This is a genomic window from Shewanella sp. SM20, assembly GCF_025654545.1.
Classification (GTDB): Bacteria; Pseudomonadota; Gammaproteobacteria; order Enterobacterales; family Shewanellaceae; genus Shewanella; species Shewanella oncorhynchi.
The window spans coordinates 12,182-31,737 of the sequence record NZ_JAKKRK010000040.1; the positions used below are offsets into that span (position 1 = coordinate 12,182).

Annotated in this window: 16 protein-coding genes; 8 read left to right on the forward strand and 8 right to left on the reverse strand. The window is 44.5% G+C overall.

Going from position 1 to position 19,556, the window contains the following annotated elements; translation table 11 throughout:
* Positions 1-14: 14 nt before the first annotated feature.
* Positions 15-1,640, reverse strand: coding sequence for a peptide MFS transporter (locus tag L5M18_RS16090; RefSeq protein ID WP_263197734.1), 1,626 nt, complete (start codon positions 1,638-1,640; stop codon positions 15-17).
* A 690-nt stretch (positions 1,641-2,330) separates the two neighbouring features.
* Here L5M18_RS16090 and L5M18_RS16095 point away from each other — a divergent pair.
* The 8 genes from L5M18_RS16095 to L5M18_RS16130 all read left to right on the forward strand — a co-directional run bounded on the left by L5M18_RS16095 (position 2,331) and on the right by L5M18_RS16130 (position 13,566).
* On the forward strand, positions 2,331-3,317 hold the full coding sequence (locus L5M18_RS16095) for a TerC family protein (RefSeq protein ID WP_028760515.1): 987 nt from the start codon (positions 2,331-2,333) through the stop codon (positions 3,315-3,317).
* Positions 3,318-3,512: 195 nt separating this feature from the next.
* Positions 3,513-5,051: a hypothetical protein gene (locus tag L5M18_RS16100; RefSeq protein WP_263197736.1), complete on the forward strand. Its 1,539-nt coding sequence runs from the start codon at positions 3,513-3,515 to the stop codon at positions 5,049-5,051.
* Positions 5,052-5,304: 253 nt separating this feature from the next.
* A complete protein-coding gene (locus L5M18_RS16105; protein WP_263197738.1) occupies positions 5,305-6,183 on the forward strand; it encodes an ABC transporter ATP-binding protein in 879 nt (292 codons plus the stop codon).
* 12 nt (positions 6,184-6,195) lie between these two features.
* Positions 6,196-9,753, forward strand: a complete 3,558-nt coding sequence (locus L5M18_RS16110; RefSeq protein ID WP_263197740.1) for an ABC transporter permease/M1 family aminopeptidase — start codon at positions 6,196-6,198, stop codon at positions 9,751-9,753.
* A gap of 172 nt (positions 9,754-9,925) precedes the next feature.
* Entirely contained in the window at positions 9,926-11,647 is a 1,722-nt protein-coding gene (locus L5M18_RS16115) for a phospho-sugar mutase (protein ID WP_263197743.1), read from the forward strand.
* 174 nt (positions 11,648-11,821) lie between these two features.
* Positions 11,822-12,205: a VOC family protein gene (locus L5M18_RS16120; protein WP_263197744.1), complete on the forward strand. Its 384-nt coding sequence runs from the start codon at positions 11,822-11,824 to the stop codon at positions 12,203-12,205.
* 88 nt (positions 12,206-12,293) lie between these two features.
* Positions 12,294-12,743 carry a GyrI-like domain-containing protein gene (locus L5M18_RS16125; protein WP_173497884.1) on the forward strand — a complete coding sequence of 150 codons (450 nt, stop codon included), beginning with the start codon at positions 12,294-12,296 and terminating at the stop codon, positions 12,741-12,743.
* 109 nt (positions 12,744-12,852) lie between these two features.
* Positions 12,853-13,566 carry a helix-turn-helix transcriptional regulator gene (locus L5M18_RS16130; protein WP_028760503.1) on the forward strand — a complete coding sequence of 238 codons (714 nt, stop codon included), beginning with the start codon at positions 12,853-12,855 and terminating at the stop codon, positions 13,564-13,566.
* Positions 13,567-13,682: 116 nt separating this feature from the next.
* Here L5M18_RS16130 and L5M18_RS16135 read toward each other — a convergent pair whose 3' ends face one another.
* The 7 genes from L5M18_RS16135 to L5M18_RS16165 all read right to left on the reverse strand — a co-directional run bounded on the left by L5M18_RS16135 (position 13,683) and on the right by L5M18_RS16165 (position 19,554).
* Positions 13,683-14,993, reverse strand: a complete 1,311-nt coding sequence (locus tag L5M18_RS16135; protein ID WP_263197746.1) for an aerolysin family beta-barrel pore-forming toxin — start codon at positions 14,991-14,993, stop codon at positions 13,683-13,685.
* Positions 14,994-15,694: 701 nt separating this feature from the next.
* Positions 15,695-15,997, reverse strand: coding sequence for an AzlD domain-containing protein (locus L5M18_RS16140; protein WP_011789923.1), 303 nt, complete (start codon positions 15,995-15,997; stop codon positions 15,695-15,697).
* A complete protein-coding gene (locus L5M18_RS16145) occupies positions 15,994-16,833 on the reverse strand; it encodes an AzlC family ABC transporter permease (RefSeq protein WP_212599864.1) in 840 nt (279 codons plus the stop codon). The genes L5M18_RS16140 and L5M18_RS16145 overlap by 4 nt, the downstream gene beginning before the upstream one ends.
* Before the next feature lie 125 nt (positions 16,834-16,958).
* Positions 16,959-17,795 carry an AraC family transcriptional regulator gene (locus L5M18_RS16150; protein ID WP_263197748.1) on the reverse strand — a complete coding sequence of 279 codons (837 nt, stop codon included), beginning with the start codon at positions 17,793-17,795 and terminating at the stop codon, positions 16,959-16,961.
* A 190-nt stretch (positions 17,796-17,985) separates the two neighbouring features.
* Positions 17,986-18,642 carry a Vat family streptogramin A O-acetyltransferase gene (locus L5M18_RS16155; protein ID WP_168823624.1) on the reverse strand — a complete coding sequence of 219 codons (657 nt, stop codon included), beginning with the start codon at positions 18,640-18,642 and terminating at the stop codon, positions 17,986-17,988.
* Positions 18,643-18,672: 30 nt separating this feature from the next.
* A complete protein-coding gene (locus L5M18_RS16160; protein WP_263197751.1) occupies positions 18,673-19,188 on the reverse strand; it encodes a ClbS/DfsB family four-helix bundle protein in 516 nt (171 codons plus the stop codon).
* Positions 19,189-19,245: 57 nt separating this feature from the next.
* A complete protein-coding gene (locus tag L5M18_RS16165; RefSeq protein ID WP_263197753.1) occupies positions 19,246-19,554 on the reverse strand; it encodes a hypothetical protein in 309 nt (102 codons plus the stop codon).
* Positions 19,555-19,556 lie beyond the last annotated feature (2 nt).

The window sequence follows — 19,556 nt, forward strand, 5'->3', positions numbered from 1 at the left end:
TTTTGTTTGTATGCTTAAACTGAGTGAGTCGCCATTTTCTCGTGCATCATTTTTTTCATTAATGGCGCAAGGGCAAAGAAGACTAATGCCATCACCACGCCAATTTGCGCCGAGAAGATAAACAGTTGCTCGTATAGCGCCATCGCACTCGGTACGTCACTTATCACGCCGCCTTGGGTATCAATCGCGGCGAGCTTGTTTAATTCGGCGGCTAAGATTTCAGAGTATGAAGTGCCGAGGAACCAAGCACCCATCATCAGGCTGACAACGCGTTTTACCGAAAGCTGAGTCACGGCAGATAAGCCTATGGGCGACAGCAATAACTCCCCGATTTCTAATACAAAATAAGCCGCGACTAAGAACCAAATACTCACTAAGCCACTGCTTAGCGGCATCTGGATCCCGAGCACAAGTACCATAAAGGATAAACCCGCGAACAAAATACCGAGTGCGGTTTTAACCGGTTTACTCGGGTCACAATTTTTACGGGCGAGGGCTGGCCACAGCCAAGCGAAGATAGGCGACAAACTGATCACAAAGAAAGCGCCGAGGAAGGTCAATTGTCCGGCACTCCATTCGAGACCGAGCATGTTACGGTCCATCACACGGTCCGAAAATGCTACCCAAGAGCCATAGGTCTGCTCATATAAACCAAAGAAGACCAAACCAGCAACGATGAAAAGCAGCAAAGCCGACATCTGTTGACGTTCAATCGGATTACAATGTTTCACCATGAACCAGCCAATACCAAGGGCAAGCACTAGTGATACTGAGTGCAAGAACCAAATCACTGGGCTCACAGCGGGTAATAAACTGCTAATCGAAAGTACGAGGGAGTGGGTTTGAATCAACCCCCAGACTATGATTACGCTGCCAATTGCGCTTAAGTAAATCCATTGTTCTGTCGTTATGCCAGCGGTTTTCTTTAAAATCCGCGCAGGATCTCTGGGTTCAGCGAAGCCTTGCAGATGTTTCTTGCCACGAATAAACACCAATAAACCCGCTAACATCCCCAAACCTGCCAAACCAAAACCGTACTTCCAGCCATAGGTTTCACCTAAATAAGCGCAAATTAGCGGGGCTAAGGTGGCGCCTAAGTTGATGCCCGCGTAGAAAATGGTAAAACCAGAATCTCGCTTAGCGGATGATTTAGGATAAAGCTGACCGACTATGGTGGAAATATTGGGTTTTAAAAAGCCCACACCGACAATGATTAAGGCGAGGGATAAATAGAATACTTGCAGCGCTTGTTCATCCCGTTGAACTTCACCCGCAACGATAACCGCTTGATGGCCTTCAAAGGCCATACCTAAGTGGCCGAGCACCAATAAAATACCGCCAAAGATCACCGCTTTACGCATGCCGATATAGCGGTCGGCCAATAAGCCACCCACTACGGGCATGGCATACACTAAGGCACCGTAAGCACCAATCACGTTGTAACCAAATTCATCGGTAAATAGATGATATTTAATCAGGTAAAGAAACAGTAATGCTTTCATACCGTAGAAAGAGAAGCGTTCCCACATTTCGGTAAAAAAGCAGACAAATAAGCCCTTAGGATGCCCAAATAGCATTTCAGCTGGGGGCGAGCCTTGTGGGCCCTGCATTGCGTGCGGCGGGTTTTGTTCTATTGACACTTAAGACTCCCAATGCTGGCACTTTATGCGCCGAGCAGCTAATGATTCATTTTATCGTAATGAATTTTATTAATTATTTTTCATTATTTGTGATTATCGCGGCGCTTTTGATTGCTAAAAGACAGCGCTGTTGCAGCAGTTAATCACACTCGGATGATATGGAACAGCCAAGGGTCTTGAAAGTGATGAATATTTTGTATAACTAACATTTTTAGCCGTTCTTTAAGGCTCGCTATAGCAATACTAAGCGGTTAAATTAATTCATTTTCAGTTAAGAAATGAGTGCTAAATAGTGGCCATAATTCAACTGTGGCAGTTTTATCTTAGCGGCTTTAGCCTTGATTTAGCTGTAGTTCGTCGTTTAATGGATAGTGTAAGTTTTATGATTGATAGCAATTTTGCATTATTGGTAGAGCATCTACGCGCTTGTTCGAGGCTGCTATCTAAAGGAATGTCACGAATGGGTGGGTTAGATGATTTTCTCAGGGAAGCGCTGTGATTGAGAAGTGAACTTATTCGAGGCATAAGTATAAATAAGCACCATAATTATATTGATTGTAAAAGAATTTTAATCTTGATAGTTGCATTTTTCATATAAGATTTCACAGTTTATATTTCTACAATGAGTCAATGTCTATCTGCTCAACTTTACTGATTTAGATCAGTCGTTATGTGTTACTAAGGAGACTTATGGAGTTTTTTACCACCCTATTTGTGGGTTACCCGCTTTGGGTTTGGTTAATGTTTTTCGGTTTTGTGCTGGCGTTATTAGCCTTTGACCTTGGCGTATTGCACAAGGATCAGCATGAAATTACCGTGGCTGAAAGTTTAAAGCTTTCAGCCTTTTATATCTGTATGGGCTTATTGTTTGGGGCCTGGCTCTGGTGGTACAAGGGTTCAACTGCCGGTATGGAATACTTAACGGGCTATCTGATTGAAAAATCACTGTCTATGGATAACGTATTTGTTATCGCGTTAATCTTCAGTAGCTTAGGTATCCCACGTTTATACCAACATAGAGTGCTCTTCTGGGGCATTATGGGCGTAATAGTGTTGCGCGCCATTATGATCGGTCTTGGTGCTGTGCTTGTTGCCCAGTATCAAGGTGTACTTGTGTTATTTGGACTCTTCTTGATTTTCACTGGCGTGAAAATGCTCTTCTCAAACGATGAGCACGGTGATATCCAAGACAATAAGTTTTATAAATGGTTACGCACTAAGATGCGTTTTACGCCAACGCTGCATAAAGAAAAATTCTGGGTTCGTGGCGAAGATCATCAGTTAACAAAAGGATGGTGGGCGACGCCGTTATTCTTGGCGTTGATCTTAGTGGAAACCGCGGATTTGGTGTTTGCAGTCGACAGTATTCCAGCTATTTTTGCGATTACCCAAGATCCTTTCATCGTCTATACCTCGAATATCTTCGCGATTCTGGGGCTACGTGCTTTGTATTTTGCGTTGGCTGCTATGGTGCATCGTTTTGAATACCTTAAATACGCGCTGTCAGTAGTATTAGTGTTTATTGGGGTGAAAGTGGGTTTAGTGTATTTCAATCACGAGGGAATAGTGGACTTTACTATCCCAACAGCAGTATCCCTTGGTGTGACTTTTGGTCTGTTAGTCTTAGGTGTCTTGTATTCGCTGTGGAAGACGCGCGGGCAAGAAGTTGAGAAATAGCTTGGACGGCTAGTCCAATAAGCAATATGTTTCGGCCGTTTAGTCATGCTAAACGGCCTTTTTTATATCCTTAATATGTGAATCGTTAAGCTTTACAGAAGATGTTAAAAATTAGTCTATGCTTAATTTGAGCCGTTGTTAGTTTTAGGCTCACAAAGGGAGTTTTTAGGACTAATACTCTTCAAGGACGATATTATGAAACTCAACATTACCGCCATACTTCTGCTCACCGTTTGTTCATTGACCACAGTCAACGCAAAAGCTGCAGATAAGCAATCGCCTAACACTAGATCTAGCGCAAATTTAACCTGTACTGGAGCCTATCCAAGTTACTTCCAAGATCCTGCTTTTACAAAAACAGGTATGTGGGACAATCAAGTCATTATCAACCAAGCTTATTCTGGCTGGAAGGGGCCTATTTTTAGCCTCAGTGATGCTTATTCGAGTGCTAAACCAGATAGCGCTGCACCTTGGCTTAAATTCAATCCTTTCGATAAAAATCTGAGTGAAAGTGATAAAAATACCCAAGCTGAGCAATACCTCTGGGCTGTGATGAAGTACATCCAAGAGGGAAACATCGACAAAGGCGATGTCAGTAAAGACTGGGATCTGTGTAACAACAAGGTGCGCTCTTGGTACCATATTCCCTATCAGACCTATGATCCCATGAGTGGGCGGGAATTTATCCATGGCTTGACCCGAGAAGCCCCCGTTACTATGGAGATAAAAGGCCAAGGCTCCCTTAAAACCACTATGTGGGCGGTGGGCTTTTATAATCCTCAGGCGGCAAACAGCATTGGCAAGGTATGGACCGGGGCACCATCACCTGTGATGCCCCAGCAAAACTTTGCATTTAATGAAGGCAGTGTGATTGGCAAGTTACTGTTCACAACCGCAACGCCTAATAACTATCCTTTCCTTGAAAATGTACCTGTTTGGCAAGCCAATATCAGTGCCAGTGATTTCTGTGTATGTAAAAACGCCGATGGCAGTGCTTGCAGTTTTCAACAGGAAACAGAGCAATGCCCGCGCTCTGTCGCCGATGTGTACTTATTGCAGTTTGATATTGCAGTGCGCGACAGCCGTTCACCCGTGGGCTGGGCCTATGGCACTTTTGTCGCCGATGGTCAGTTTAAAGCGAAAGAGAAAAATCCTTGGGATCGTATCTCACCTCTGGGATTAATGTGGGGGAATGACACGCCGCCAGCAACAGTGGGAGCGGCAGCATTCCCTCAAAACCCAATCACAGGGCTTAAGGATAGCGCCGTATTTCAAGAGGTCGTTGGCCGTTTGAATGAGCACACCAATGCGGGACACTTAGGGTGTAATGGGCGCCTAAATGGCCCTGCGGATAATGCATTAAGTAGCTGTTTATCTTGTCATCAAACTGCTTCAGTTCCCGATAGTACCAATAATACACCGGCAATCCTGTACCAATTTGCCTCGTATCAAGAGCCGGGCAGTGGTCAATGTTTAACATCGCCCAGCGCCCTCGATTTATCGATTGACCAAGTGTATTTCAAAACCTTTATGTGTTCTGCGTCCTTCGTTGGACCCAGTAACATAGTCCCTGCACCTAAATATACTCAAGGGCAAAAACAGTGGATTTCTACTGATTTTTCATTGCAGCTCAGTATCAGTCTCACCCAGTGGCAAGAATGGCAACAAGACCAAGATAACCTGAAAAAGAATATCAAAGTACGTATATTTGATGGCACTTTACCCTCGCGCTAATGTTGGCGTTTATGTAACTAATTGTATTTGGTACGCCATATTTTAATTCGCAGCATATTTTTACTTTTATATTGTATTTCAATAGCAAGGGACTCAAATAGAGTCCCTTTTGCTATTTTAGGGATTAAGAATATGTAGTTTGTTTTGCTGGCTATCATTCTGTAAGTACATGAATATCTTGATAACTACTGTGAGGGTTAATTTTATGTGATAGTTTGTTGGTATTTTGAACTCACAGACGCAAGAGGGAAGCATGCTGACTATTTCTAATCTCACTAAAACCTATGATAACGGTGTTAAAGCACTCGATGGTGTTGATTTAACGATTTCCAAAGGGATGTTTGGTTTACTCGGACCCAATGGCGCTGGCAAGTCATCACTCATGCGTACCATTGCCGCCCTGCAAAGTGCCGATAGTGGCAGCATAGTGTTTGATGGTATTGATGTATTAGCCGATCCTCAAGCGCTGCGTAAAACCTTGGGATATTTGCCCCAGGACTTTAATGTTTATCCGCGTATTAGTGCCTATGACCTGTTAGATCATTTAGCCATTCTTAAGGGCATTAATCAAAGCAAGCTGCGTAAAGAAGCGGTTGAAGGATTGCTGGCACACACCAATCTTTATCAGCATAAAAATAAAGCCGTGAGTGGTTTTTCTGGCGGTATGCGTCAGCGTTTTGGTATTGCTCAGGCCTTGCTTGGTGATCCTAAATTATTGATTGTGGATGAGCCGACTGCGGGTCTCGATCCCGAAGAACGTAACCGTTTCCATAACTTGCTGGTGAGTTTAGGCGAGGAAAAAGTGGTAATCCTCTCAACTCACATTGTCGAAGATGTGTCTGAACTCTGCGCTAATATGGCGGTTTTGGCATCGGGTAAAATTCTGCTTCAAGGCAATCCACATCAATTGGTGGGTGAATTAACGGAAAAAATTTGGACTAAGACTGTGAGTCAAGCACAGGCGCAGGAGCTTGAGGCGCAATTACCTGTGATTTCTAAGCGTTTATTAGCGGGACGCACAGTACTGAATGTGATAGCTGAAACTTGTCCTGAAGGATTTACCCCTGCGACTGCTGGGCTTGAAGATCTGTATTTTTCGACTTTACTCAGTCACCGCCGTCAGGCTGCCTAAGGAGATATCAATATGTTGTTATCAATGCTTAGGTTTGAGTGGCGTTATTATTTGCGTCAGCCATCCTTTTATGTTGTTTCTTTTCTATTGTTTTTAATGAGTTTTCTATCAGTCGTCTCCAACAATATTCAAATTGGTAGCGGCGGTGAGGTGATGAAAAACAGCCCATTTGGGATTACTCAAACCATGTTGATCATGGGACTTATTTCCATGTTTGCCGTGGTGAATTTTGTGGGTAGCACGGCTATTCGCAATCATCAGCATTTGATGGAAGAGCTGATTTATAGCAAACCCCTATCACCATTTGCATACCAATTTGGTCGATTTCTCGGCAGTTTTGTTGTGGTGATGATGGTATTTGCCTTTATCCCCATAGGGTTAATGCTCGGCTCTTTTATGCCATGGGTCGATGCTAGCCGTTTTGGGCCTTTTGCGTTATCGAATTATCTTGTGCCGTATTTTTTACTCGCCATGCCGACTTTGCTGCTGATCTCGACTCTATTCTATGCGATGGCAAGTCATTTTCGTTCCTTAATGGCGCTCTATCTGACCGCTGTAGCCATGTTGGTGCTTTATACCTTGACGGGCGAAATGGCGAGTCAGCCACAATATCGCACCATAGCCGCCTTGCTTGATCCCTTTGCGCTGCGCACCTTTGCCGAAGTGACCCGTTACTGGACCATTAGCGAGAAGAATAGCCAGTTAATTGAATTCTCAGGACTCGTACTGCAAAACCGGGCGATATGGTTTGGAATTGCCTGTGTATTACTGGCCGTTTCAGGGATTTTCCGTCAGCCGAGTTTGACTAAGAAACGTGAGAAAAAATCCGATAAAGCAGGAAAAGTTCCCAGCTTAGTGCCTTTGGCACAATTGGCTATGGCAACTGATCCTAATGGTCGTCAGCAATTTTGGACGCGGGTTAAATTTGAAGTACGGCAAGTACTATTTACCGCGCCATTTGTGGTGTTAGGTGTGCTGACTATTTTCAATTTAGTCGGCCCCATGTTCGATGATTTTGGTTGGTATGGCACATCTAATTGGCCATTAACCCAAGATATGGTGAATAACATTGCCGGCGCGACGGGGTTATTGATGGTGATAGTGCTGATTTATTACAGCGCAGAAATCGTCTGGCGTGAACGCAGTTCAGGAATGGGAGATATCGTCGATAGCGTTCCCGTATCAAACTTAAGCTTTTGGGGCTCAAAGTTAGTATCTGTGGTCATTGTGATGACCTTGCTCTATGTGCTCGCCATGTGTACCACAATTGCTTTTCAACTGATAAAAGGTCAAGCCAATCTTGAGATTGCTCAATACCTTATCAGGCTCGGATTTTATTACCTCCTGCCGCTGTTGATGACCGCTGTGCTAGCGTTTTTCCTACAAGTGCTTAGCCCAAATAAGTACGCAGGTATGGGACTATTTGTCGCTTATTATCTAACGACATTTGTTATGGCAAGCTGGGGATTTGGCCATAGCCTATATAACTTTGGTCAATCACCGACCTTAATTTACTCGGATATGAACGGCTACGGTTGGGGCTTATTAAGTCATGCACTCTATATGATTTACTGGGGGGCTTTTAGCCTTATCCTGTTTGTTTTAGGTTATGGCTTGTACCATCGCGGACCGCAGCAAAGCCTTAAAACCCGTATGGGATTACTGAGTTATCAGCTTGGTTTTAGTGGCAAAGTCATTGTAAGCGTTGCTTTGGTGGTATTTTTGGGCATGGGCAGTTATTTGTTCTACCAAACAAAAGTGTTGAATCATTATTTAACCCAAGATGAAACCACAGATCTGCAAGCTGATTATGAGAAGGCCTTCAAACAATACCAAAGCATGCCGATTTTAGTGGCCACTAAGGTCAATGCGAATATTGATATTTTCCCTGAAGAGCGAAAAATTGTTGCTAAGGTGATATTCGAATGGCAAAACAAGTCAGATAAACCAATCGAAAGGATGTTAGTGCAGTGGCCCGAGCATACTGAGGCCGAAACGGTAAAAATCAATATCCCGAATACAAACTTAGGTGAGTTAGATAGCCGCTATCGCAATGCTTGGTTGACCTTTTCGACGCCAGTGCAGCCTGGGCAGGTGGTGCAAGGGGACATTCAATTAGTACGTCAGTCTGTGGGTATTGCTGAAGCTGGCTTTGATATGTCTGTGGTTGAAAATGGCACCTTCATCAACAATTTCGAACTATTGCCCCTCTTTGGTTATCAAGACGGCTATGAGCTGATGGATCGCCACGAGCGCGAAAAGCGCGATTTAGCCGAAAAAGCTCGAGCGAACAAGCTTGAAGACAGCCGTTACTACACGCAAAACTTCTTTGGTGTCGATGGTGATTTCATTCAGTTTGAAGCCACTATTTCGACAAGTGCAGATCAAATTGCATTAGCGCCAGGGTATTTGCAAAAACAGTGGCAGCAGGATGGGCGTGAGTATTTCCATTATTCGATGGATAGCCCTATGGTGAATTTCTACGCCATTATTTCGGGCCGTTATCAGGTGGAAAAAACTGAGCACAATGGTGTTGCGGTTGAGGTTTACTACCATGCGGAGCATCCTTGGAACGTTGCGCGCATGATAGAGTCGGTTAAAGATTCTATCGATTACTACACACAAGCATTTGGGCCTTATCAGCATAAGCAAATGCGAATTATGGAGTTTCCGGGTTACCGTAGTTTTGCACAAAGTTTTGCTAATACAGTGCCTTACTCAGAGCGTATTGGTTTTATTACTGATTTACGCAATGAGGATAATATCGATCCTGTGTATTACGTCACCGCCCATGAAGTGGCACATCAATGGTGGGGACACCAAGTGGGCGCTGCCGATGTGCAGGGCAGTGCTGTGATATCCGAAAGCTTGTCGCAGTATTCGGCGTTGATGGTGCTGGAGAAAAAGTATGGCGATAAAATGATCCGTAAATTCTTGAAATACGAATTAGATAGATATTTACGCGGCCGTTCATCCGAGTCCATCAAAGAAATGCCTCTGCTGCGCAGTGAAAATCAGCAGTACATTCATTATCAGAAAGGCTCAGTGGTGATGATGGCGATTAAAGATGTGTTGGGTGAAGAGAAACTTAACGCTAATTTGAAGGCATTCTTAGCGCGTTATCAGTATCGTAACGATCCTTTCCCAACCACATTGGATTTAGTGAGTTACCTTGAGCAAGGGACAGATGAAGCGCAAGCTCGCTTTATCGATGAGTCTTTTAATGACATCACGCTCTACGATCTTAGGTTAACCAATGCGGTCATGACCACTCTGCCCGATGGTAAGACGCAAGTTGACTTGAGCATTTATGCCAGTCGCAAAGTCGCGAGTGGTAAAGGTGAAGAAACCGAACAACCTTTAGATGCCATCATCGATATCGGTGCCTTTAGTGCCGATCCCGATAAGCTAAAGGATGACAAACAGGTGTTATTGATTGAGAAGCACAGGCTGGTCAGTGGTGAAAACAAGCTGACGATCACTTTGGCTGAAAAACCCAGTTATGTGGGGGTCGATCCCTTTGTGAAGCTCATCGACAGAGATACGAAGGATAATATCTTTAAACTCTAAATCCGTTTTGAAACCAGTTTGTTAAAACCAACGCACTATCTGGCATGACCTGTTAGATAGTGCGTTTTTTATGGCAATACCCTTGGCTCATTTTGAAATTAATGCAAATTAGCTTGTTCTTCTACGTGCTTTTTCCTAAGGTGATTGCAAATGATTTTCAATGAGGCGTGATATGAATACCCATCTGCAGTTACAGGTAAACCATTGGCTTGAAAATGATCCAGACCCTCGCACTCAAGCCCAGTTACAAACCCTAATTGATAGCGGCAATGAAGCCGAACTCGCAGCGCGCTTTGCGGGTCGCTTGGAATTTGGCACCGCAGGATTACGCGGTGTCGTCGGTGCAGGGCCTATGGGGATGAACCGTTTGGTGATCCGCCAAACCTCTGCTGGTCTTGGTGCTTATCTACTTGATCAGATTAAAGATACCGCCGAGCGTGGCGTGGTGATTGGTTATGATGGCCGCCATGATTCATTTAATTTTGCCCATGATGCGGCGAGTGTGCTCACCGCTATGGGGATTAAGGTACGCTTAACGTCCAAAGTAGCGCCAACGCCGTTGGTGGCCTTTGGGGTAAAACATTTTAATGCGGCAGCGGGCATTGTGGTGACCGCGAGTCATAACCCGCCGCAATACAATGGCTATAAAGTCTATTGGGAGAATGGCGCGCAGATTATTCCGCCCCACGACTCTGGCATTGCCGCGCAAATTGAGCGCGCCGCGAATCAAGCTATTCCGTTTTTAGAGCATGATGACGCGGTAAAACAAGGTAAGTTAGTTATCCTGCAGGACGATTTTTACCAAAGCTATCGCCATGGCGTGCAGCAAGCTGAGGTGCTGCAAAACCATACCGCTCCTGAAAAGGTGAGTTTAGCCTATACCGCCATGCACGGTGTGGGTGCCGAAATGGCTGAAACGGTATTGAAAGATGCTGGTTTCACCCAAGTGTATTCGGTTGCCTCCCAGCGTGAACCCGATGGGGATTTCCCGACGGTGAACTTCCCAAACCCTGAAGAAAAGGGTGCGATGGATTTAGTGATTGCCGAGGCGAAAAAACACGGCGCTATGCTCGCCTGTGCTAACGATCCCGATGCCGACCGTTTTGCGGTCGCAGTGCGTAAAGAGGATGGCGAGTATCAGATGTTGACGGGCGATCAAGTCGGTGTGCTCTTTGGGCATTACTTACTATCTCACGCTAAAGATCATCAGCGTCTTACGGGCACAACGATAGTGTCATCGAGCCTGTTATCTAAGATTGCTCAGGGTTTTGGCACGCAAAGCTTTACCACGCTCACTGGCTTTAAGTGGCTGATGAATGTAGGGATTGCGAAAACTTCGCCTGAGGATCAGTTCCTGTTTGCCTATGAAGAAGCCCTTGGCTACACAGTTGGCAGCATGGTGTGGGACAAAGACGGCTTGTCGGCGCTGGTGGCATTTGCCCAATTGACTGCCGAGCTGGTGGCGAAGGGGCAAACGATTTGGGACAGACTCGAGCAAATTTACCGTGAGCATGGGTTCCATCTCAATGCGCAGGTGAGCATTGCCTTAAAACCTGACACGCCCAATATTGGCGCCTATTTGCGCGAGCATCCACCTGTGAAGATTGGTGAGTTAGATGTGCTCTCAACCGATGATTTAAAGGCCCTTGAGCGTCGTTTTGTCGATGGAAATGTTGAGAAAATCGACTTACCACCGAGCGACGTATTGACTTACTGCTTAGCGGGCGGGGCTCGGGTGATCGTCAGACCATCTGGCACTGAACCTAAAATTAAGTGCTACTACGAAGTGGTAGAAACTATGGTTGATACAGATACCTTAGCTAGCGCCCAAGCGAGGGCGAGCAAAGCCATGGATGATTTTATTCAGGCTCACCAAGCCAGTTTGCCAAAATAATCTTGGTTGCTGGTTAAGTTAAAACGCCAAAATTCACTTTTATTAAAAGGCTACTGACATCATGCTGTCAGTAGCCTTGTTTTATTCTTGTTGTCGCCCGTTAATGATTCAGTCCTGAATTGTACTAATAAGGTTTTGAATCATTGATATTTTTTCAACAAGGAGAAAGTGAAAATGTTATCTATTGCACCGTTAGTTTGGGGTGAAATTCCTGTCAGTGACATGAACCGTGCCGTTGCTTTTTATCAACAGCATTTTGGGGTCGAGTTTAAACGTGACGATATGGAAGACATGGAATATGCGAGCCTAGTCACTGAGGATGCGAGTGCGGCGAGCATAGGGCTAGTCAAGTGCAGTATGAGCCAGCCGTCAATGCAGGGCAGCACAGTGTATTTGCATTTCAGCACCCACTTACAACCGCTAGTGGATAAACTCGCTGCCGCTAATGTGAATATTTTGCTGCCAGTGACGCCGATTAATGGTGGAGAGTGTGGTTACATCGCGTTATTTGCCGATAGTGAAGGCAATAAAGTCGGTCTGTGGTCTAAGGATAAGTAGTCTCGAGTGTTAAATTTTTAGCGTCGTGCCTTTAAGGCACGACGCTAACATTAACCTATTGGTTTAGATATCTATGGAAGAAACAAAGATGGATGTGGTTTATATTGATGCTCGACCGTTACTTGGACTAAGCACCCGCACGAATAATCGGGCAGAAATGTCTATCGATAGCGCTAAAATTGGCAGTTTATGGCAAGCCTTTTTTGAATCATCCCAGCTGACCGCTATGCTCAATTCGCCCATGTATGGCGTGTATTATGACTATGAGTCAGACATGAATGGCGAGTTTTCTGTGCTGGTGGGTAAGGCAATTGATGCCCCTGTTGATGCAAGTCATTTTACGCCATTGGAGCTTAACGCGGGCAAGTACCTAAAATTCACTGCTCAGGGTGATATGCCCCAGTGTGTTATCGATCTTTGGGGACAAGTGTGGGGTTATTTTAGCGCGGCTGATTGCTCTCATCAGCGACGCTATCAAACGGATTTTGAAGTCTATCTTAGTGCTACTGAGGTTGAGATCTATATCGGGATTTTATGATTCAAATCGTAAAAGCACTCAAGTGTGTATTCAAGGACATACCAGCGATTGACCTAGGGTAATAATACTTAATCAATTGATTGATAGATAAAGGGTTAAACCAGAGCTAATGCGCCGCGCTGATCGCTTATTTCAAATAGTGCAAATTCTTAAACACAAACGCCTGACCACAGCCCAAGAGTTGGCTGAACGGTTAGAGGTTTCTACACGCACGATTTACCGTGATGTGCAGGACCTGTGTTTAAGTGGCATTCCTATTGAAGGGGAAGCGGGTGTCGGCTATTTGTTGCGCCATGAGGTTAATGTTCCGCCCTTGATGTTTAACGAAGCCGAACTCGAAGCGATTCAAGTTGGCATGCGTATGGTGCAAACTTGGGGTGGTAAGGAGCTTGGTAGCGCCGCGAGGCAGGCGATGATTAAGGTCGAAGCTGTGTTGCCTAAACGATTACAAGCCTATCAATCCCTAATGTTTTCACCGGATTTTTACCTCGATTCCAATGAGTTCCAATTCCTCGATCCCTTGCGTAATGCGGCTCAGCGCCGCGAATACGTCAAACTCTTCTACCAAGATGTCAAACTGGATGTTACCGAGCGGGAAGTTAGGCCGCTCGCCATCTATTTTTGGCGTGGTACTTGGACCTTACTGACATGGTGTGAGCTACGTGCTGATTTTCGTAATTTCAGGGTCGATCGCATCACAGGTCTTGTGCGGTTAAACCGTCATTTTGATCTCACTCTCGGGCAAGAGCTTGAAGATTATATTTGCCTGATGGATGAGCAATCGAAGGCGCGAGCAGAAGCGAAAGAAAAGCCACTCGAATGAGTGGCTTTGTATTACATTTCTAATTTGCTAGTAACTTTCTAGTAATTCGCTAGTTGTATCGAGATCTCTCTGATACTGGTGTCATAGTAGTTATTGAGAGCCTAAGCTCACCGTTTTTAATTGTTTAACATGACTTCACTTGATTGCGAAATATTCAGTTTTTTGATTAAACCATCTTCATCATTGTTTTGGAGCTCGCCGACGGCAACCTGAATATTACGACTCAGTCCTAATTTTTGAGCGCTTTTAGGACGATTAGCAATGTCTTCATCCGTTAGTGGATAGGATTCACTGGCATCGATATTAAATTGACTCGAATCTATTGCTGTAAATTTACCGCTGATAGGTGCGCCATGTTGTCTAACAATATTCGCCAATTGCCACTCAAAGCCACTTTTTGACTGTGCCGAATTAATCGCTGCAGGCCAATCCCATACACCATAACCGTTAATATCTTGATGAAGATATTGGTCGACTAAGGCTTCTGGTCCATTAAGATTATTCGCATTCGCATTCGCATTCGCATTCGCTCCGCCAAAGGTGTAAGGAAAGTTAGGTCTATTTGTCGGATGATTAATATGCGCATTACCACCCCATTTTAAGAAGTTCTCATATTTTATATCGTACATCATATATAAACTTGAGGTGTATGGGACATCTGCCTTTTGTTTAAATAGGGTGATTGAAATATAACGTTTGCTGCGAGGCGGCATAATTGCGCGGTACTGCGCCTGACTCGAAATCGTTGTACTTTTGCCGTCGGTTTCACTCCAACCTTGGCTGGCAGAAAATTCGGCGCTGATTTCAGAACTCGCTCCACCTATTCCTGGAATACCCACTTCATATTTATTGGTTACGCCAATTTTCTCGGAGAAGGAGAAATTATCGGTTTTGGCCCAGCTAGTGGTGTAATCATAGTTAAGAGTGGCGACACCGGTATCTTCGGTATCGCCCCAGTTATAGATAACCACAGGAGCAGTATAAATAGCCTCACGATCATAAACTTGAGGTGAACCTAACTTTAGACTTTGAGGATTAGTGACGAAATGAATATTTTGTAAATTTACCTTCAAACGTTCATTCGCTCTGTAGCCGCTTGCATAAGGATCATTACCGTTATAGCGGGCTTTAAGACTGTATTCGTTGCTCGATTCTCTTCTGACTTCGATGTCTTCACCAACATACTGGGATGCTGTACCGCCAGCCCATGCATATCCGAGATGGTGTCCTAAGGAGAATAACGAGCTGATAAACGAGGGGTCGTTAATTGCATCATTTTTAAGCGAATCAAGATCAGGGGCTGCGTGTTCTACCATTGACAGTTTTGGAATAGTATTCGGAATAGCAGCTTCGGCCAACAAAGAAACAGTTCCAAGTGCGGTTAAACAGGATAAAGTTAATATACCCAGGCTAGATTTTGTTCTCATGATTGTTCCTTTATTTTAATAAAATACGTCCTTTCATTGAGAGCGCCGATGGCAATTATATGTAGTCCTGAATCATATAAATAATCATTACTGCTAGGCACATCTAAAAAGCTAACACTTTTATTTTTATTAAACAAAATAAAAATGAATTAATTTTAGGCGTGTTTTAATCTGGTTAAAAATGTTAATCACTTTATTTTTAAACGGTATTTAGAACTTTATAATATAGTGTATTTACTTTAATTTTTAGTGGGTTGGTTTTTGAATGTGGATTAATATTTATGCGGCATTTTATTATGTAAAACTTTTTAAATGGACTCTTCATTCCGAGAACTATACTGAGATGAGTGCTGTAATAGATGCTGTAAATAACATTTCTGAATGGACGTTTTAGATACTAAATAGTTTGAATATGGTTAGGTTAAGTATTTTTTTATTGTTTGAGCCTTTGTTATTGCTGATAAATATCATCACTCTTCCATTATCGTCGATGTGTGAAATACCGTTAAAGCCGATACTGTTAGTTGCACAGACATAAGAGTCTAAATATATGAAGATTGTGGAAAATCAAGATAACGTGGAAGTAATTTTCTAGGGGGCGATGTCTCAGAGGGGTTAGGCTGTGTAAAAGAGTGGTAGGGACAGTGTAAGTGATTGATGCAAGAGTCAGTGCCGTTGCTGAGCACTGACTCTTTGTTGACTTAGTGGATAAAGAAAAACAGTCCCATACTCAGCACTGTGGTCAGCAAGGTATTACGGGTGACGAGCGCCAACACAGTAGCGACTATGGCGCAGATGAGATAGCTGTTGTCTAGGCTCAGATCGAGCTGACCTTCCTGCACAAACACTATGGGCGCAAAGATCGCAGTGAGTACCGCAGGGGCCGAGTAACTTAAAAAGGTTTGGGTGCCCTTACTTAATCGCAGCGGTAGTTTAGGCTCAAGTAGTAAATGACGACTGATAAACACAACCGCCGCCATTGAAAAGATCATTAACCAAATCATGCTTTTTCTCCTGACAATGTTTTTGTCTTAATGTCAGTCCCAGCTCCTGTATCTACTTCTGTTTTGGTCTGTGCGCTTGCTAACTGATTTGCGGATTGTTCTGCGCGTTCCGCTTCCTTGGTCACTTTGGCGTAAAGTACACCTGCCGTCATTCCCGCAATGGCGGCAATGAGCAGTCCCGCTTGCATTTTAAAAACGGCGCATACCACTGCTAGGGTAAGCGAGACTAATACACAGACGAGAATCGATGGCTTTTTTATAGTAGGAACGACCAGAGCGATAAAGGTGGCTGCGATGGCAAAATCTAATCCCATCTCATCTAAATTCTCGATCGCATTGCCCGCCACTATGCCAAGTAGTGTGGCTATGTTCCAACCGATATAGAAACTCAAACCGCCGCCAAGGGCGTACCAAGGGTCGAACTTATGTAACTTGCCTTGATTGGCGATGGCAAACAGTTCATCTGTGAGCAAAAAGCCCAATGTTAGGCGCCACTTTAACGGCAACGGACTGATTTGACTGCGCATCGCCATTGCATATAACAGATGGCGTGAGGTGATGAGTAACGTCGTAATTAAGATACTCCACAGACCAATACCGGCTTTCACCATGCCGAGCGCCACTAATTGAGCCGCGCCCGCAAAGATAATCGCCGACATAGCTTGGCTCTCAATGGGCGTTAGCCCAACCTCAATGGCGAAGGAGCCCGCTAAAATGCCCCAAGGTACAACCGCTATCGTCAACGGCATCATGGCTAATGTACCTTTTAAAAATGCCTTGGATTTCGATGGATGCACAGGATAAACATCAGGTTCTATAAGCTTGTCGGTGGTCACTTTGGCTCCTAAAAATAGCGGCGACGGGGTTGCTGTTAAACAATAAATGCTTGGATAAGGTTGCTTGCTTAGTCAATCGAGGAGAAAGCAAGAATGAGCATGGCAGATTAACTTAAAGTGGTTGTTTAGGCTTGGATAATATTGCGGCCTATTTCTTTGGCAAATTGCCCCGGTGTAACACCGACTGTCTTCTTAAAATGTCGATTCAAGTGACTTTGATCGTGAAACCCACAATCGAGGGCGACATCGAGTAGCCGTGTGCCTTGTTTGATTTTTCCTTTGGCGAGTCTCACTCTTGCCTGAATTTGATAAGCGTGGGGCGGTAAGCCGTAATAACGCTGAAATTGCTTCAGCAAATAATAGGGACTTAATCCCGCGAGTGTTGCCAGCTCTTCAAGGGATATGTCGGCTGCAGGATGATCGTCGATAAAGGATTTCACCAGTGCTAACGCAGGCTTAGCGATTACAGTGAGGTCATCGCTTGGGCGATTCTTGCCATGGCGTGTCATCAACTGTGTCAAGCTTGAATAGACCAAGCTTTCGCGCAGTAAGCGATTGTCCGATGTATCTAAGGTAGTAAAGGTGAAGCGCAGTAATTCGGCTAATTCAGGATCGTACACGACGGGCTCAGGGAAATAGGGCGCACCGCGGTTTGATGCTAGCTCACTGTTAATATTGGCAAACTGTGCGGGTACTGGATACATGGCACGATAGGACCAACCGCCCTCGGTGGCGCTACAGCCATTATGGACTTCATCGGCGTTGACGAGAATGATGCTGTGCTTTGGCGCCACATGGTTGCCACCCGTGCGATAAAAACGCTGCGCCCCCGTTTCAATCACGCCGACTGTATAACCTTCATGGGTGTGCCGACTAAAGTTTTGTTTATGGTAGTGGGCATTGAGTAACTCGAGGCCACCTAATTCATCGGCAATCTGGTAGGCCGCATGTTCTGTGTTCACACTAGGCCTCCGTGTTTAGTGTATGAATGGGCGGGTTGTGCCTGATAGTAACCCAGAAACCCTCAGTGCTTTTGTACAAAATTGCGCATATTGGATTTTGTTTGCGTTTTAATGGTGGTTTTTTAATGTTTGTTGCTTAATGCTTGTCGCTTGAGATTTTTTGTTCAGTCTTGCTCGCGATAGGCGTTATTTAGGTTGCCTGCTGTAATGTTGTGAGTTCTGCCCCCGCGATAGCCTCAAGGTGTTGAGTTATTTTCTCTATCGGCCAATCCCACCAAGCGATGGCAACAAGCTCATCTATCACAGTTTGCTCGAATCTTAGCTTGATCACTGTGGCAGGATTACCGCCAACCACAGCGTAGGGTGGCACATCTTTTGTCACTACGGATTGACTGGCAACAATGGCGCCGTGGCCAATTTTCACCCCAGGCATGATAGTGGCGTTATAACCAATCCATACGTCGTTACCGATACAGGTGTCGCCCTTAAAAGGTAAATCTTCGGGCTTGGGCGCCGCTTTCTCCCAGCCATTGCCGAAGATATAAAAAGGATAAGTCGAGAAGCCAGATACTTGATGATTGGCGCCATTCATAATGAATTTCACGTCTTTCGCAATGGCGCAGAATTTACCGATATTCAGTTTATCGCCAATAAAGTCAAAGTGATAAAGTACATTCGACTCGAACCTCTCAGGACCTGCTGGATCGTCATAATAAGTGTAATCACCGACAATAATGTTCTCGCGGGAAATAAAATTTTTAAGAAAGCCAACCTGAGGAAAGCCTTTCATCGGCGCTTTATCGTTGGGATTTGGACCTAACTGCGGGTGAGTGTGGGTACTTGGCATGAATACCTCCGTGCTTAAAAGAGTTGTTTACTAGGGTAATGCATTGTCTTTTTTGAATCGTCGTACTTTGGTACGCATATTCTTCATCGGGGAGTAAGTATTGAACTGGATCATACGGCCCAGAGTCCATTTATCGTACCAAGTTATGCCGTACAGTTGCTGATCACTGAGACTCGCAATCAGCGTTGACAATTTTTCCATTGTCATTTCATATTCATCAATTAAATCAGTATATTGCCATTGGCTATATTCATGATGAAATCGCTCTGCTAATAATCCCAGTTGATTCCATTTATAACCCGTATCGGGAAAATCAACGGGGAGTGCTTGCGATGTTAACTCGTACCATTTGAGCACTAATTTACCCCAACCAATAAGGTAAGCGACGGTATCACTTACACTAATTTGTGTACCTTTGATGTTTCCTTCTAAGCTGCACACACGGGACATTTGGGCTGGGATTGAACGATAGTCTGCCATCAATTTTGGGAAAATTGAGCGAATAGCCAATTCAAGCTCTTGTTTTGATTTGGGTACAGATGACATCACTACCTCGTCTAAATTAGATGCTTAGGCTGAGTTTAACATCATCTATTGGGCTGTTTAGTATTCACCTGTCACAATAAGCTCTTGTTCAATAGATTCAACAACTAAGGCAAGTGTACTATTGTCTCGCTTAAAGCCGACAGAGCAAATTGCCATCGCGCCGTTACCACAGGTTATTTCGGGATAGTCTTCTGTCATAGGTGCTTCATCTTCCGCTACGGGCGTTAACACCCAGCCTGCAGCCAATAAACTTGATTTCACCTCAGCATACTTTTTACCCCATAACGCGCTGGTGTCCTGTGCTGGAGCATATAGAGGCAATGCGCCAAGACTTAGCATGATCAGTGGGAGAATGATTTTTTGCATAT